Raw genomic sequence first — 16,134 nt, 5'->3', positions numbered from 1 at the left:
GCCCGCGTCGAGCCTCGCGCAGCCGCCCCGTCGCGGCGGCGGGCTCGCCGGGAGGTGCGACGGTCGCCCAGGAATCGGGCATCGGCGGCTCGACCGGCGGCATGTCCTCCTCCGGCGGCTCCTCGTCGAACGGGGGCTCGTCGCCGGCGGGAGCGGCTTCAGCGGCGGCGAGGGGGGCGGCGCGCACCGGCTCGGCGGCCGCGGCGGGGGCCTCCACCGGAGCGGAGGGAGCAGCCGCCTCGGCCGCAGGGGTCGGATCGGCGGGGATCGCCACCGTGGCCCAGCCGTCGGAGCCGGTCGCGGCCGGGATCGGCGCAGCCGGAGCGGGCGCGGCGGTCGCCTCGACGGCGGCGCGTTCGGCCTCCGGGGCGGCTGCGCGAGGCTCGACGCGGGCGATGTACTTCACCCGCAGGCCGAGGACCTGCTGGATCGCCTGACGCAGGTACTCGCTGACTCCGGGCTGCCCCGCGGTTCCCGGCATCTTGAACGACTCGACGTCGTTCTGGCTCGGGAACGAGAGGGTCAGCACGTCGTCCTTGAGGGCGCGCACCTGGGCGGTGTAGGCCACCAGCCAGGCGGTCATCTTCGCCTTCTGCACGACCTCGAGGATCTCGGGCCAGGTGTCCTTCATCCGCTGGAGGGTGACCGCGCCGTCGGCGGGTGCGTCGCCCGCGGCCGCAGCGGGTGCGGAGGCGGCGGCCGCGGAGGCGGCGGCCGCCTCAGTGGACGCAGCGGCCTGATCCGACGGCTCCTGCTCGACCGGCTCCGGACGAGCCGCCGCGGCGGTCGTCGCGCGGGGGCGTCCTGACTCGGCCGGCGCGGACTCGTCCGCCTCCGGGGCGGCCGCCGTCTCGTCGGGCGCCGTCACCGGCGGCGCAGCGACCGGTGCGGACGCCGTCACCGGCGCCTCGGTGCGCGGAGCGGCCGCGATGGACTCGGGCACCGAGCCGGGAGCGGCGGCGTGCGAGGCGTGGTGGGGCTCGGGCGCACGGGACGGCTCGGACGCGCGCGACGCCTCGGACGACCGCGGGGCGGGCGCCGCGGACTCGCGCGGCGCGGCCACGTGCCGCGGGCGCTCCTCCTGGGCCGCAGCGGGCGCGATGCCGGCGCCGGTGCCGTGCACCAGGGTGCGGGCGATCATCAGCTCGAGGTGCAGGCGCGGCGAGGTCGCACCGGTCATCTCGGTGAGGGCCTCGTTGACCACGTCGGCGATGCGCGAGAGCTCGGCCAGGCCGAGCGCGCGCGACTGGCCGGCCATGCGGTCGAGCTCGTCCTGCGAGACGCCGCGGAGCACGGCCGAGGCCGCTCCCCCGGTCGCCGCGACGACGATCAGGTCGCGGAGCTTCTCGAGCAGGTCCTCGACGAAGCGGCGCGGGTCCTGCCCCGTCTGGATGACGCGGTCGACCGCTCCGAACGCCTCGGCGGAGTCGTGCTCGGCGAGCGCGTCGACCACCTCGTCGAGCAGGGCGCCGTGGGTGTAGCCGAGGAGGGCGACGGCCCGCTCGTACTCGACGGTCTCGGCCTCGGAGCCGGCCATCAGCTGGTCGAGCAGGGAGAGCGTGTCGCGGACGGACCCGCCGCCCGCGCGGACCACGAGCGGCAGCACGCCGGCCGCCACGTGCACGCCCTCGCGCTCGCAGAGCTCCTGCGTGTAGTCGAGCATCTGCGCCGGCGGGACGAGCCGGAACGGGTAGTGGTGCGTGCGCGAGCGGATCGTGCCGATGACCTTGTCCGGCTCCGTGGTCGCGAAGATGAACTTCACGTGCTCCGGCGGCTCCTCCACGATCTTGAGCAGCGCGTTGAAGCCCTGCGGCGTGACCATGTGCGCCTCGTCGAGGATGAAGATCTTGAAGCGGTCGCGCGCCGGGGCGAAGATGGCGCGCTCGCGCAGATCGCGCGCGTCGTCGACTCCGTTGTGGCTCGCCGCGTCGATCTCGACCACGTCGAGCGAGCCCTGGCCCTCGCGGCTGAGCTCGACGCAGCTGTCGCAGACGCCGCAGGGGGTGTCGGTCGGGCCCGTCGCGCAGTTGAGGCAGCGGGCGAGGATGCGCGCCGAGGTGGTCTTGCCGCAGCCGCGGGGGCCGCTGAAGAGGTAGGCGTGGTTGACGCGGTTGGTGCGGAGCGCCGTCATGAGCGGATCCGTCACCTGGGACTGGCCGATCATCTCGGCGAACATCTCGGGCCGGTACCGGCGATACAGGGCTGCTACCACCCGTCAACAGTAGCCGCGACCTCCGACACCGGAGCCGGGACGGCGGAGACCGGAGCGCGCGTAGCCTCGGTCCCGTGCTCCCGCCGCCTCCGCTCCCCCGCTTCGACGCGGTCGTGCTCGCCGGCGGACGCGCCTCCCGCCTCGGCGGCGCGGTCAAGCCGCTCCTCCGGCACCGCGAGTCGACGCTCCTCGGCACCGCCCTAGCAGCCGTGCGCGGAGCCGAGCGGAGGGTCGTGGCCGGACCGTCGTCGCTCGCACCGGCCGTCGACGGCGCCGAGCTCGTCCAGGAGGATCCGCCGTTCGGCGGCCCGGTCGCGGGCCTGGCCGCCGCGCTGCCCCTGCTCGACCGCCCGGGCGCTCCGGACTGGGTCGTCGTGCTCGCCGCCGATCTCGTCGCCCCCGCTCCCGCCGTGCACACCCTGCTCGAGGTCGCGTCGAACGCCGTCGAGGCCTCCCTTCTGGCCGTCGACGCGAGCGGCCGAGCCCAGCAGCTCCTCGGCGTGCACCGGCGAGCGGCCCTCGTCGAAGCGCTCACCGCGCTCGGCGATCCCGACGGCTCCTCGGTGCGCGCCCTCCTCCGGGACCTTCCCCCGCGGCTCGTGACGGTGCCCGGAGGGACGACCGACGACGTCGACGCGCCCGCCGACGCGCACCGGCACGGGATCGACCTGCCGGGCCCGCGCGGCGCAGACTGAGCGGATGGACGACACGACCGGCCCCCGCCCCTCCGCCTCCGACGGCGCCCGCCCCACGGAGGAGGTGCTCGCCGGCTGGTGGGCCGAGCTGTGCTCCGCGCTCGGCCTCAGCGAGGTCCCGGTGGACCCGGACGCCCTGCTCGCCCTCGCCGGTCGCGCGGCGCACGGAGTGGTCCGGCCGGCGGCTCCGCTGACCACGTTCCTCGCGGGCTACGCGGCGGGCCTGGCCGGGGGCGGCCGGGACGCGCTCGACGCGGCGCTCACGGCCTCGCACCGGGCGGTGGACGAGCGTACGCACGCCTCCTGAGACGCTACTCCACCGGCCTCGATCCGGCACCAGGCCGACGCCGTACGGTTCCCCCGAGTCCCGGTGCCGCGGCTCGGACCGAGAGCGGCGCAGGACTCCCGCGGCCGACTGCGCCGCGGTCGTCCATCTGAAGGAGCCCCGCATGTCAGGCAACAGAGCCGTCGCCTACAAGTCCCCCGGAGTCGTCGAGGTCATCGACATCGACTACCCCACCTTCGAGCTGAAGGACGGACCCGGCGTCAATCCGGCGAACATCGGGCGGAAGCTGCCGCACGGCGCCATCCTCCGCACCGTCTCCACCAACATCTGCGGCTCGGACCAGCACATGGTCCGCGGCCGCACCACCGCTCCGTCGGACCTCGTGCTCGGCCACGAGATCACCGGCGAGGTCGTGGAGGTCGGCCCCGACGTCGAGTTCGTCAAGGTCGGCGACATCGTGTCCGTGCCGTTCAACATCGCCTGCGGCCGCTGCCGCAACTGCAAGGAGCGCAAGACCGGCATCTGCCTCAACGTGAATCCGGACCGCCCGGGCAGCGCGTACGGCTACGTCGACATGGGCGGCTGGGTCGGCGGGCAGGCCGAGTACGTGATTGTCCCCTACGCCGACTGGAACCTCCTGGTGTTCCCGGACCGCGATCAGGCGCTCGAGAAGATCCTCGATCTGACGATGCTCTCGGACATCTTCCCGACGGGCTTCCACGGCGCGGTGACCGCCGGGGTCGGCGTCGGGTCCACGGTCTACGTCGCAGGAGCGGGACCGGTCGGACTCGCCGCGGCGGTCGGAGCGCAGCTGCTCGGAGCGGCCGTCGTGATCGTCGCGGACCTCAACGAGGAGCGTCTGGCGCAGGCGCGCTCCTTCGGCTGCGAGACGGTCGACGTCTCGAAGGGCGATCCGGCCGGCCAGATCGAGCAGATCCTCGGCGTGCCCGAGGTCGACTGCGGAGTGGACGCCGTCGGCTTCGAGGCGCACGGCAACGGCGCCGACTCGGGGAAGGAGGCGCCGGCGACGGTGCTGAACTCGCTGATGTCGATCACCGCGGCGGGCGGCGCCCTCGGCATCCCGGGCCTCTACGTCACGGGCGACCCGGGCGGAGTCGACGAGGCGGCCCAGGAGGGCTCGCTGTCGATCCGCCTCGGGCTCGGCTGGGCGAAGTCGCTGTCCTTCACCACGGGCCAGTGCCCTGTCATGAAGTACAACCGGCAGCTGATGATGGCGATCCTGCACGACCGGGTCCACATCGCCGACGCGGTCCAGGCCACCGCGATCAGCCTGGACGACGCTCCCCGCGGCTACGCCGACTTCGACAAGGGCGCCGCGAAGAAGTTCGTGCTGAACCCGAACGGCTACCTGGGATGACCGACGGGGCGGGTCCTGCCCAGGGCCCGCCCCGAGCCCCGGGAGAATGGACGGGATGAGCGCGCACGGGCACGAGGCGACCGACTGGGACGAGGCCAGGCGGATCGTCGGCGAAGCGGTGGCGCGCTCCGGCGTCTCGACAGTCCCCCTCCTCGACGCCCGCGGAGCCGTCCTCGACCGCGCCGTCACCGCCGCCCGGCCGCTCCCCCACTACGACTCCTCGGCCATGGACGGCTGGGCCGTGCGCGGACCCGGGCCCTGGCCGCTCGAGGACGGCACCGCCGCGCCGATCGTCACCGGAGCCGCCGTGCCCGACTGGAGCGACGCCGTGCTGCCGTCCGAGCAGGGCGCGGTCCGCGACGACCTGCTCACGGCGCGGGCGCCCCTCCCGCCCGGCCGCCACGTCCGGCGCGCGGGCGACGAGGCCGCCCGCGGAGCCGTGCTGGTCGATGCCCGGACCCGCCTCACTCCCGCGCACCTCGCCCTGCTCGCGGTCGCCGGGATCGACGCGCTCGACGTCCGCCCGACCGCCGCGGTCGACCTGCTCCTCACGGGGGACGAGGTCGACACCGAGGGGATGCCGCCCGCCGGACGGGTGCGCGACGCGTTCACGCCGCTGCTGCCCGCGCTGGTCGAGCTCTCGGGCGGAGCCGTGGGAGAGGTCGTGCGCCGCGGCGACGACGAGGAGGCGATCGCACGGACGCTGCTGGCGGGCACGGCGCCGATCCTCCTCACGACGGGCGGGACCGGGCGCTCCCGGGTGGACGCGGTCCGTCGCGCCCTCGATGCGGTGGGCGCGCGCGTCCTCGTCGACGGCGTCGGAATGCGCCCCGGCCACCCGACCATGGCTGCGCTGCTGCCGGGAGGGACGCTGGTGATCGCGCTGCCGGGCAACCCGCTCGCCGCCCTGCTCGCGGCGGTATCCTTCCTGCCGCCGGCCCTCGACGCGGCGTCCGGCGCCGCTGCCCGGCCCCTCGGCCGGGGCGTCCTCGCCGAGCCGCTCGGGCGCGCGGGGACCACGGTGCTCGTGCCCGTCTCCTCCGGCGAGGACGGCTGGCGGGCATCCGCCGGCATCCGCTCGCACATGCTCACCGGTCTCGCCGCCTCGGAGGCCGTGGCCGTCGTGCCCGCACCGGGAGCGGCAGCGGGCGACTCGGTGCGCCTGCTGCCGCTGCCCTGGTGAGGCCTACGCGGACGGTTCGAGGCGGATCACGACCGACTTCGAGGTCGGCGTGTTGCTGATCTTCGCGGTCGAGTCCAGCGGTACGAGGACGTTCGTCTCGGGGTAGTAGGCGGCCGCGCAGCCGCGGGGCGTGTCGTACGCCACGACGCGGAACGCCTCCGCCCGCCGCTCGACGCCGTCGGGCCACTCCGAGACCAGGTCGACCATCGCGCCGTCCGCGAAGCCCAGCTCGGCGACGTCGTCGGCGTGGACGAACACCACCCGGCGGCCGTCGTGGATCCCGCGGTAGCGGTCGTCCTTGCCGTAGATCGTGGTGTTGAACTGGTCGTGCGAGCGCAGCGTCTGCAGCAGCAGCCTGCCCTCCGGAACCCGCGGGTACTCGAGCGGATTCGCGGTGAAGCGGGCCAGACCGGAGGGGGTGTCGAAGCGGCGCGAGTCGCGCGGCGGGTGCGGGAGGACGAAGCCGCCGGGCACGTCGATCCGGGCCTCGAAGCCGTCGAAGCCGGGGACGACGTTGGCGATGTGCGAGCGGATGCGGCGGTAGTCGTCGCGCAGTCCCGCCCAGTCGACCCGCGGGACGTTCTCGCGGCCCTCGAGCAGCCGCTCCGCGATCCCCGTGAGGATCGCCACCTCCGAGCGCAGGCCCGGGCTCGGCGGGCGCAGGCGGCCCCGGGAGGCGTGCACGGCGCTCATCGAGTCCTCGACCGTGACCCGCTGCTCGCCCGAGCGCTGCACGTCGGAGTCGGTGCGGCCGAGGGTGGGCAGGATCAGCGCGCGCCGGCCGGTGACCACGTGCGAGCGGTTGAGCTTGGTCGAGACGTGCACGGTGAGGGCGAGCGAGCGCATCGCCGCCTCCGTCACTCCGCTGTCGGGCGTCGCGCGGGCGAAGTTGCCGCCGAGCCCCATGAACACGCGGGCCTTCCCGTCGCGCATCGCCCGGATCGCGGCGACCGTGTCCGTCCCGTGCACGCGCGGGGAGGAGAAGGAGAACTCGCGGTCGAGCGCGTCGTGGAAGGAGTCCGGCATCCGCTCGAAGATGCCCATCGTGCGGTCGCCCTGCACGTTCGAGTGGCCGCGCACCGGGCAGACGCCCGCGCCGGGCTTGCCGATGTTGCCGGTGAGCAGGAGCACGTTGACGACGTCCTTGAGCGTCGCGACCGAGTGCGCGTGCTGCGTGAGGCCCATCGCCCAGCAGACGACGGTGCCCTCGGACGCCGCGATCAGCTCGGCGACGGTGCGGATGCGCGTCTCGTCGATCCCGCTCGCCCGCTCGATCTCGTCCCACTGGACCTCCCGCAGCCCGTGGAGGTACTCGGCGAGGCCGCCGGTGCTCTCGCGGATGAAGGCGTGGTCGAAGACGTCGCTGCGCGCCTCCTCCGCCTCGAGCAGCGCCTTGCCCAGACCCTGGAACAGGGCCTGGTCGCCGCCCAGCCGGACCTGGAGGAAGTGGTCGGCGAGGGCCGTGCCGTCGCCCAGGGTGCCGCGGACGGTCTGCGGGTTCTGGAAGCGGAGCAGCCCCGCCTCCGGCAGCGGATTCACGGCCACGATGGTGCCGCCGGCGCGCTTGGCGCGCTCCAGCGCGGTCAGCATCCGCGGGTGGTTCGTTCCGGGGTTCTGGCCGGCGACGATGATCAGCGGAGCCCGCTCCACGTCGCGCAGGCTCACCGAGCCCTTGCCGATCCCGATCGTCTCGGTGAGGGCGGATCCGCTGGACTCGTGGCACATGTTCGAGCAGTCGGGCAGGTTGTTCGTACCGAAGCCGCGGACCATCAGCTGGTAGACGAAGGCCGACTCGTTCGAGGTCCGGCCGGACGTGTAGAAGATCGCCTCGTCAGGGCTCGCGCAGGCGCGCAGCTCCTCCGCCACGAGGTCGAGCGCCTCGTCCCAGCCCACGGGCCGGTAGTGCGTCGCGCCCTCCTCGAGCAGCATCGGCTCCGTGAGCCGGCCCTGCTGGCCGAGCGCGAAGTCGTCCCACTCCTCCAGCTCCGCGACGGGGTGCGCGGCGAAGAAGGCCGATGTGACGGTGCGGAGCGTGGCCTCCTCGGCGACCGCCTTCGCTCCGTTCTCGCAGAACTCGGCGACGTGGCGCTTGTCGCCCTCCGGCCAGGCGCAGCCCGGGCAGTCGAATCCGGCCTTCTGGTTCACCCGCAGGAGCGTCTCGGCGCTGCGCACCGGACCCATCTGCTTGAGCGAGATCTCGAGGGCGTGGGCGACGCCGGGGATCCCGACGGCGCGTCTCTTCGGCGACCGGACGGAGAGGCGGCTCTCGTCGATCGGACTCTCGCGGGGCTCGGCGTCATCGACCATTCCTGCATCGTACGTCCGCACCCCGGCATCGCTCCCGGTTCCCGGTGGGAGGATGACCTCCACCGCCTGAGGAGACCCATGAGCCGCAGTGTCGCCCGCACCCGCCTGACCGCCGTCCGCGCCGGCGATCCGCCCCGACGCCGCGAGGACGTCCTGGCCGTCGAGGAGCCGCTCGAGATCCGCGTCGGCGGACGGCGCTTCAGCGTGACCATGCGCACACCCGGCGACGACTTCGACCTGGTCGCGGGATTCCTGGTGTCCGAGGGGGTGCTCACCGAGTCGGAGCAGCTCGCGGCGATGCGCTACTGCGCGAGCGGCTCCGAGCCGGGAGAGAACACGTACAACGTGGTCGACGCGAGCGTCCGCGGCGGGCGGGAGGCCGTGCTGCTCGAGCGCGAGCGGTCGGTGTACACGACGAGCTCGTGCGGAGTGTGCGGGCTCGCGTCGCTCGAAGCGGTCGCCACCGACTCGGCGTGGAGCGTCGCGGAGGACGACCTGCGGGTCGAGCGGGAGCTGCTGGTCTCTCTCCCCGATCGGCTCCGCGAGGCGCAGGCGGTGTTCGAGCGGACGGGCGGCGTCCACGCGGCCGGGCTGTTCGACGCGGACGGCTCGCTGCTGGTGCTCCGGGAGGACGTCGGGCGGCACAACGCCGTGGACAAGGTGGTCGGCTGGGGGCTCCGGGAGGGGCGGCTGCCGTTGCGGGGGACGCTGCTGCAGGTATCGGGGCGCGCCTCGTTCGAGCTGGTGCAGAAGGCCGTGATGGCCGGCATCCCCCTGCTCGCCGCGGTCGGTGCCCCGTCGTCGCTGGCGGTGGACCTGGCTCGCGACTCCGGCCTCACCCTGATCGGCTTCAGCCGCGGCTCCGGCTTCAACCTCTACGCGGGCGACGCGCGCCTGCTGCCCTGAGCCGGGGCTCCTCAGCCGGCTCCTGCGGATGGAGCAGCCTGCACAGCGGGCGCATCGAGATCCCCCTCGTACTCGGTGGCTCTCGCCACGCCGCGTCCCGCGGCTACTCGACCAGCGAGGGTCGCCGCGTGTTCGGCAGGGGGCCGCGACCCGGAATCGCGTGCGAGCGATTCAGGGCAGCCCGACAAGACCCGCTCTGCGCAACGCAGGCCCACGAGAAGCCGACCGCGGTCGTGCAGCGGGCCACCGCTGCACGACGAGCGAGCACCGCCGCGTGCCAGCGATTCTGGGCAGCCCGACGTACCCGGCTCTGCGCGATGCAGGCCCACGAGAAGCCGACCGCGGTCGCGCAACGGGCCACCGCCGCACGACGAGCGGGCACCGCCGCGTGCGAGCGATTCAGGGCAGCCCGACAGGACCCGCTCCACGGGAGCCGCCACCCCTGGAAGCCGGCCGCGAGTCGTGTCGCGGCTCCGCCGCTACACGACCGACAAGGACTGCCGGGCGATCTCCAGCTCCTCGTTCGTGGGGATGACGAGGACGGCGACGCGGGAGTCGTCGGTGGAGATGCGGCGGGCGCCGCGGTCGGAGGACGTGTTGCGCTCGGGGTCGAGCTCGATGCCCAGGCCCTCGAGGCCGCGGAGGGCGCCGGCGCGGACGGCGGCGACGTTCTCGCCGACTCCCGCCGTGAACACCACGGCGTCGACGCGGCCCAGCTGGGCGTAGAAGGCCCCGATGTAGTGGCGGAGGCGGTGGTAGTAGACCTCGAGCCCGGCGCGGGCCTGCTCGTCGCCGGCCTCGGCCGCCTCCTGGACGTCGCGCATGTCGCCGCGACCCGTGAGGCCGAGGAGGCCGCTTCGGCGGTTGAGGAGGGTGTCGAGCTCGTCGATCGAGAGGCCCGCCTTGCGGGCCAGGTGGAAGACGACGGCCGGGTCGAGGTCGCCGGAGCGGGTGCCCATCACCAGGCCCTCGAGCGGGGTCATGCCCATCGAGGTCTCGACGGAGACGCCGCCGTCGACGGCGCAGGCGGACGCTCCGTTGCCCAGGTGCAGGACGATCGTCTTCAGGTCGGAGCGGCGGCGGCCGAGGTAGGCGGCGGCGGCCTCCGAGACGAACTTGTGCGAGGTGCCGTGGAAGCCGTAGCGGCGGACGCGGTGCTTCTCGGCGAGTTCGGCGGGCAGCGCGTAGGTCGACGCCTCGGCCGGGATCGTGTGGTGGAAGGCGGTGTCGAAGACGGCGACGTGCGGAACGTCCGGGAAGGCCTTCTGCGCCGCCTCGATGCCCTCGAGGTTGGCGGGGTTGTGCAGCGGGGCGAGGTCGGCGAGGTCCTCGATGTTGATCTTGACCAGGTCGGTGACGACGGTGGGCTCGAAGAAGCGCTTGCCGCCGTGCACGACGCGGTGGCCCACGGCGACGGGAGGGAACTCGTCGAGGCTCGGGCCGTGCTCGCCGAACGCGCGGATCATCGCGTCGAAGCCGGCGGTGTGGTCGGGGATCGGCCCCTCGATCTCGAACGACTCCCCGTCGCGGGTGTGCTTCGTGCGGCCGGTGTCCTCGCCGATCCGCTCGACGAGGCCGCTGGCGAGCGTCTCCTCGGTGGTCATCTCGATGAGCTGGTACTTGAACGACGACGATCCGCTGTTGACGACGAGGACGACGGACATGAGGGGACTCCTGGGGTGATCGGGGTCGGGAGGGGCGGCGGCGGGGTCGCCGCTAGCGCACCACGGGGATGGCGGCGGTGGGCGGGACGATGGCCTGGGTGGCGGCCTGGATGGCCGTGATCGCGACGGTGTTGACGATGTCCTGCACGAGCGCGCCGCGCGAGAGGTCGTTGACCGGCTTGCGCAGACCCTGGAGGACCGGTCCGATGGCGACGGCGCCGGCCGAGCGCTGCACGGCCTTGTAGGTGTTGTTGCCCGTGTTGAGGTCGGGGAAGATGAACACCGTCGCGCGCCCGGCGACCTGGGAGCCGGGCATCTTCGAGGCCGCGACCGCCGCGTCGGCCGCCGCGTCGTACTGGATCGGGCCCTCGACGAGCAGGTCGGGCCGGCGCTCGCGCACCAGAGCCGTCGCCGCGCGGACCTTCTCGACGTCGGCGCCGGCTCCGCTCTCGCCGGTGGAGTAGGAGAGCATCGCGATGCGGGGGTCGATCCCGAACTGCTGGGCGGTCTCGGCGGACGAGATCGCGATGTCGGCGAGCTGCGCCTCGGTGGGGTCGGGGTTCACCGCGCAGTCGCCGTAGACCAGCACGCGGTCGGCGAGCGCCATCAGGAACACGCTCGAGACGACGGAGACGCCCGGGCTCGTCTTGATGATCTCGAAGCCGGGGCGGATGGTGTGCGCGGTCGTGTGCGCGGCTCCCGAGACCATCCCGTCGGCCAGGCCGAGCTGCACCATCATCGTGCCGAAGTAGGAGACGTCCGTGACGGTGTCGTAGGCGTGGTCGTAGGTGATGCCCTTGTGCGCGCGGATGCGGGCGTACTCCTCGGCGAAGCGCGCGCGGTGCTCGGGGTCGAGGGTGCTCAGCACGCGCGCGCCGTCGAGGTCGAGGCCGAGGCCCGCCGCACGGGCGCGGATCTCGGCCTCCTCGCCGAGGATCGTGAGCCGGGCGATGCCGCGCTTGAGCACGGTCGCGGCGGCACGGAGGATCCGGTCGTCGCCGCCCTCGGGCAGGACGATGTGGCGGTCGGCGATGCGCGCGCGCTCGATCAGCCCGTACTCGAACATCAGCGGCGTGACGACCTCGGACCGGCCGACGTCGAGGAGGGTGAGCAGCTCGACCGCGTCGACCGCCTCCTGGAAGAGGGCGAGGGAGGTGTCGCGCTTGCGCGGGGAGTCGGCCGCCAGGCGGCCGCGGGCCGCGGTGACGCGGACGGCGGTGTCGTAGGTGCCGAGCTCGGTCATCACGATCGGCACGCGGCCGTCGACGCCCTCGATCAGCCGGACGATCGGCTCCGGCAGCTCGAAGCCGCCGTTGAGGATGATGCCGGTGACCGTGGGGAACGTGCCGGAGGCGTACGCCATGATCACGGCGAGGACGACCTCGGGCCGGTCGCCGGGGACGATCACGACGCCGCCCTCGGTGAGCCGCGGCAGGACGTTCACCATCGACATGCCGGCGATCACCACGCCGAGCGCCTCACGGCCGAGCAGCTCCGGATCGCCCGCGACGACGACGCCGTCGACCGCCTCGACCAGGCGGGACAGGCTCGGAGCGACGAGGAACGGATCCTCGCGGATCGCCCAGACCGGGACGGTGGCGGGGATGCTCTCGCGGATCGCGGCGACGGCGTCGGCGGCGGTGTCGGGATCGGCGCGGTTCGCGATCACTCCGATGAGGCTCGCGTGGGCCGTGCGCAGCTCGACCGAGGCGAGCTCCGTGATCTGGCGCATCTCCTCCGGCGTGCGCGCGGGAGCCTGGCCCAGCTGCTCGCTGCGGGACGAGTCCCGGCCGGTGAGGACGAGCAGGACCGGGGCACCGAGGTTGGCGGCGATGCGGGCGTTGTAGCCGAGCTCGGTGGGGCTGCCGACGTCCGTGTAGTCGGAGCCGAGGATGACGACGGCGTCGCACCGGGCCTCGACGCCCTTGTACCGCTCGACGATCCGCGAGAGCGCCGCCTCGCCGTCGGCGTGGACGTCCTCGTAGGTGACGCCGATGCAGTCCTCGTAGGCGAGGCCCGAGTCGGAGTGGCCGAGCAGCATCTCGAGCACGTAGTCCGGCTCGGAGGTGGAGCGGGCGATCGGGCGGAAGACGCCGACCCGCTGCACCTGACTGCTGAGCGCATCGAGGACGCCGAGGGCGACCGTGGACTTGCCCGAATGACCTTCGGCGGACGAGATGTAGATGCTCTGAACCATCGGATCCAGCCTACCGAGGGGGTCCCTCCGCCTGGCTGAGTAGAGGCCAGGGATGGGAGGGCGTGCATGGCGCGCGGCTGTGGAGGAGCGTCCGCAGTCGGTAGGGCCTCGTAGCGGCTGTGCGGCGGTCCATCGGCGGAGCAGGCGGGCCGGTTAACGGAAGAAGACCCCCCGCGCACCCGCCAGAGCCCGGTTACCCTTGCTGCGTTTCCGCCCTGGGGGAGTTGGCCTGGATGGCGCCACGCGGGGAGCCGGGTGACAGTCTAACCGACGACGGCGGCCGAGGAGAGCGGGGCGTGTCGGGGTCGTGGTCAGCGGGAGCCTCCGACACCGGCTAGTATCGATGAGTCGCGGCTCAGGTCGTGCCAGGAGGATTCGCCTAGTGGCCTATGGCGCACGCTTGGAAAGCGTGTTGGGTGAAAGCCCTCGGGGGTTCGAATCCCCCATCCTCCGCGAACGGTGTCCGTTGCTCTCGCCAGCACGGGCACCGTTTTGTTTAACCGGTGCGGCCGATCGTCGGAGCCCGGTCGACCGGTGAAGGCGTCGATCGGAGCGGCCCACTCAAGCATCGCCGGGTTCGCGCCGCCGGTGCACGACGACGTCGCGCCGAGCAGGGGCCGCCGATCGTCCGGCGCGTGCCGGGCGCGGGATCAGCCGTAGAGGTGGTTCGTCCGCGCGCAGGAGTCGGAGCAGAACGCGCCACGACGGGCGACGAGCGGGGCCGAGCAGGCGGCGCAGACGGGGCGGAAGAAGAGTTCGGCTATGGATCGCGACATGATCCGACCGTAGGTGCCGGTCCCGGATCGTGCCCGTCGCCATCCGTATTACGACATCGCGGACGACAGGGCGGCGATACGGACCCTCCGGCGACGCCGACCGTCAGTCGGCGATGCGCTCGAGCCATTCGTCGAGCAGGAGCCGCTCCCCCGCGCTGAGGGGCTCGATCTGCGGCAGCGCGGTCCGCAGGGCGACGGCGTGCGCGACGACCGCACGGGCGGCGGGATCGGTGGGGCCCGCCTCCGCTGTGGTGATCGCCGCGAGGACGGACTCGCGCGAGCGGGACGAGAGCTCGTCGTCGGGGTCGGCGAGGGCGGTCAGCGTGAGGGTGCAGCCGAGCGCGGCCGACTGGAGCAGGCGGGAGGCACGCTCGACGTCGACGGTGAGGCGGCCGGCTTCGGCGACGGCCCGGACCGCGTCGAGGAGGACGCCCCGGGACAGGCGCGCCGCCTCCGACTCCTCCCCCGGCCGCGCGGTGAACATCAGCGCGTAGAGGTGCGGTTCGGCGAGTCCGAAGGCGACGTGGTGATCCCAGGCGGCACGGAGCGCGTCGACCGGGTCGGCCGGCGCCTCGCTCCGCTCGAAGTCGGCGAGGGCCGTGGCGAATCCGGCTGCGGCGGCCGAGTCGAGCAGCCCGCGCAGGTCGCCGAACGTCCGGTAGATCGTGGGGGCCTGCACCCCCGCCGCCGCGCTGATCGCCCGCGTCGACACCGCGTCCCGCCCGCCGTCCGCCAGCAGCTCGACCGTCGCTCGGAGGATCCGCTCCCGCGTCGTCCCGCTCTCACTCATGCTACCGACGCTAACACGCTCCCGTTAGCGCCTCGTCTCCCCGAGCGGCCCGGGTCGCGTCAGCGCCGTCGGGCGGTCCCGAAGATCCCGCGGACCACCTCGCGCAGCAGCGTCCTGCCGGCGCTCGAGCCCAGCACCTCCTCGACGACCGTCTTGTCGCGGCGGGTGGTGCGGGTCCCGCGGGAGGTCGGTGCCGTGCGCCGTCGGGAGCGCTCGGCGGCCTGGTCGGCGGCGCGCTCGGCGGCGGCCCGCTCCTTCGCGCGGCGGGCGGCGTCCGCGGTCTCCTCCTTGGCGCGACGCGCGTCCTCCTTCGCGCGGCGGGCGTCGTCGGCGGCCTGCTGCTCGGCGGCGGCGCGGGCCTCCTCGGCGTCGGCGGCGGCGTCGAGCCGGCGGGTGAGGATCTCGCGGGCGGAGTCGCGGTCGAGGGGCGTGCCGTAGCGCGCGAGGAGCGGGGACCTCTGGACGCTCGCCTCGCGGTCGGCCTCGGGGGTGGGCTTCATCGAGCCGAGCGGGGCGCGGAGACGCGTCCAGGCGACCGGGGTCGGGGCGCCGCGCTCGTTCATGACCGTCACGATCGCCTCGCCGATGGGGAGCGCCTGGAGGACCTCGCCGAGGTCGTAGTCGCTCTCGGGGTAGGTCGAGACGGTGGCGCGGAGGGCCTTGGCATCGTCCGGCGTGTGCGCGCGGAGCTGGTGCTGCACGCGGGAGCCGAGCTGGGCGAGGACGTCGCCGGGCACGTCCTTCGGGGTCTGCGTGACGAAGACGATGCCGACGCCCTTGGAGCGGATGAGGCGCACGGTCTGGGTGATCGCGGCGAGGAAGTCCTTCGACGCGTCGCGGAAGAGCAGGTGCGCCTCGTCGAAGAAGAACACCAGCTTCGGCTTGTCGAGGTCGCCGACCTCCGGCAGGTCGTTGAAGAGGTCGGCGAGGAGCCACATCAGGAAGGTGGAGAACAGAGCCGGTCGGTCGGCGACTCCGGGGACCTCGAGGAGGCTGACGACGCCGCGCCCGTCGGCGGCGAGGCGGAGGAACTCGGCCGTGTCGATCTCGGGCTCGCCGAAGAACACGTCGGCGCCCTGGTCGGCGAACGCGATCAGCTCGCGGAGGATCACGCCGGCGGTCGCCTTGGACAGCCCGCCGAGCTCGGCGAGCTCCGCCGTGCCCTCGTCGCCGACGAGGTAGGTGAGCACGGCGCGGAGGTCGGACAGGTCGACGAGCGGGAGACCGGCGCTCTCGGCGTAGTGGAAGACGAGACCGAGGCTCGACTCCTGCGTGTGGTTGAGGCCGAGCACCTTCGCGAGCAGCAGCGCGCCGAATCCCGTCACGGTGGCGCGGACGGGGACGCCGGTGCCGATGCCGCCGAGCGCGAAGTACTCGGCGGGGGCCGCCTCCGCCCGCCAGTCCTGGCCGATGCCGCGGGTGCGGGCGAGCAGCGCGTCGGTCGCGGTGCCCGGAGTGGCGAGGCCGGAGAGGTCGCCCTTGATGTCCGCAGCGAAGACGGGGACGCCGTGGGCCGAGAGCTGCTCGGCGAGGACCTGCAGCGTCTTCGTCTTGCCGGTGCCGGTCGCGCCGACGACGAGGCCGTGCCGGTTGAGCATGCCGAGCGGGATGCGGACGGGCACGTCGATCCGCGCGTCGCCGTTGACGAGGGCGCCGAGCTCGAGGGCCGGGCCGGTGAACGCGTACCCGGCGCGCACGGCGTCGACGGCGCTCTCGGGGAGCGGACCGGGGGCCGGGGCG

12 protein-coding genes, 1 tRNA gene and 1 other RNA gene are annotated in these 16,134 nt (G+C 73.7%); 6 read left to right on the top strand and 8 right to left on the bottom strand.

Features of this window, described 5'->3' with window-relative positions:
- Window positions 1-2,212, bottom strand: a 2,212-nt coding sequence (locus C5C57_RS16670; RefSeq protein WP_104297896.1) for a DNA polymerase III subunit gamma and tau, incomplete at its 3' end; no start/stop codon positions are given.
- A gap of 74 nt (window positions 2,213-2,286) precedes the next feature.
- Here C5C57_RS16670 and C5C57_RS16665 point away from each other — a divergent pair.
- The 4 genes from C5C57_RS16665 to C5C57_RS16650 all read left to right on the top strand — a co-directional run bounded on the left by C5C57_RS16665 (window position 2,287) and on the right by C5C57_RS16650 (window position 5,754).
- Window positions 2,287-2,907, top strand: coding sequence for a molybdenum cofactor guanylyltransferase (locus C5C57_RS16665; RefSeq protein WP_258063529.1), 621 nt, complete (start codon window positions 2,287-2,289; stop codon window positions 2,905-2,907).
- Window positions 2,908-2,911: 4 nt separating this feature from the next.
- The gene (locus C5C57_RS16660; protein ID WP_219813084.1) at window positions 2,912-3,214 is read left to right on the top strand and encodes a DUF6457 domain-containing protein; all 303 of its coding nucleotides are present in this window, start codon (window positions 2,912-2,914) and stop codon (window positions 3,212-3,214) included.
- Between the two features lie 142 nt (window positions 3,215-3,356).
- Window positions 3,357-4,571, top strand: a complete 1,215-nt coding sequence (gene fdhA / locus C5C57_RS16655) for a formaldehyde dehydrogenase, glutathione-independent (protein ID WP_104297894.1) — start codon at window positions 3,357-3,359, stop codon at window positions 4,569-4,571.
- Window positions 4,572-4,626: 55 nt separating this feature from the next.
- Entirely contained in the window at window positions 4,627-5,754 is a 1,128-nt protein-coding gene (locus tag C5C57_RS16650) for a molybdopterin molybdotransferase MoeA (protein WP_181069251.1), read from the top strand.
- A 3-nt stretch (window positions 5,755-5,757) separates the two neighbouring features.
- Here the strand turns inward: C5C57_RS16650 and C5C57_RS16645 are convergent, their stop codons facing one another.
- Window positions 5,758-8,061, bottom strand: a complete 2,304-nt coding sequence (locus C5C57_RS16645) for an FdhF/YdeP family oxidoreductase (RefSeq protein WP_104297893.1) — start codon at window positions 8,059-8,061, stop codon at window positions 5,758-5,760.
- 78 nt (window positions 8,062-8,139) lie between these two features.
- Between C5C57_RS16645 and fdhD the strand changes: the two genes are divergently transcribed.
- Entirely contained in the window at window positions 8,140-8,967 is an 828-nt protein-coding gene (fdhD, locus tag C5C57_RS16640; RefSeq protein ID WP_104227459.1) for a formate dehydrogenase accessory sulfurtransferase FdhD, read from the top strand.
- A gap of 479 nt (window positions 8,968-9,446) precedes the next feature.
- Here fdhD and C5C57_RS16635 read toward each other — a convergent pair whose 3' ends face one another.
- The 3 genes from C5C57_RS16635 to ffs all read right to left on the bottom strand — a co-directional run bounded on the left by C5C57_RS16635 (window position 9,447) and on the right by ffs (window position 13,084).
- Window positions 9,447-10,631: an acetate/propionate family kinase gene (locus C5C57_RS16635; RefSeq protein WP_104227458.1), complete on the bottom strand. Its 1,185-nt coding sequence runs from the start codon at window positions 10,629-10,631 to the stop codon at window positions 9,447-9,449.
- Window positions 10,632-10,683: 52 nt separating this feature from the next.
- Window positions 10,684-12,828, bottom strand: a complete 2,145-nt coding sequence (gene pta / locus C5C57_RS16630; protein WP_104297892.1) for a phosphate acetyltransferase — start codon at window positions 12,826-12,828, stop codon at window positions 10,684-10,686.
- Window positions 12,829-12,987: 159 nt separating this feature from the next.
- An RNA gene (gene ffs / locus C5C57_RS16625) (signal recognition particle sRNA small type) lies at window positions 12,988-13,084 on the bottom strand.
- 112 nt (window positions 13,085-13,196) lie between these two features.
- On the opposite strand from ffs, the gene C5C57_RS16620 reads away from it, so the two are divergent.
- Window positions 13,197-13,281: transfer RNA gene (locus tag C5C57_RS16620), tRNA-Ser, on the top strand.
- A 197-nt stretch (window positions 13,282-13,478) separates the two neighbouring features.
- Here C5C57_RS16620 and C5C57_RS18575 read toward each other — a convergent pair.
- The 3 genes from C5C57_RS18575 to C5C57_RS16610 all read right to left on the bottom strand — a co-directional run.
- Entirely contained in the window at window positions 13,479-13,604 is a 126-nt protein-coding gene (locus tag C5C57_RS18575; RefSeq protein ID WP_258060618.1) for a hypothetical protein, read from the bottom strand.
- 103 nt (window positions 13,605-13,707) lie between these two features.
- Window positions 13,708-14,394: a TetR/AcrR family transcriptional regulator gene (locus C5C57_RS16615; RefSeq protein ID WP_104227474.1), complete on the bottom strand. Its 687-nt coding sequence runs from the start codon at window positions 14,392-14,394 to the stop codon at window positions 13,708-13,710.
- Between the two features lie 59 nt (window positions 14,395-14,453).
- Window positions 14,454-16,134, bottom strand: a 1,681-nt coding sequence (locus C5C57_RS16610) for a helicase HerA-like domain-containing protein (protein WP_308471468.1), incomplete at its 5' end; no start/stop codon positions are given.

The organism is Rathayibacter sp. AY1C5 (assembly GCF_002931705.1).
Taxonomy (GTDB): Bacteria; Actinomycetota; Actinomycetes; order Actinomycetales; family Microbacteriaceae; genus Rathayibacter.
This window is presented reverse-complemented; position numbering and strand designations above follow the sequence as displayed.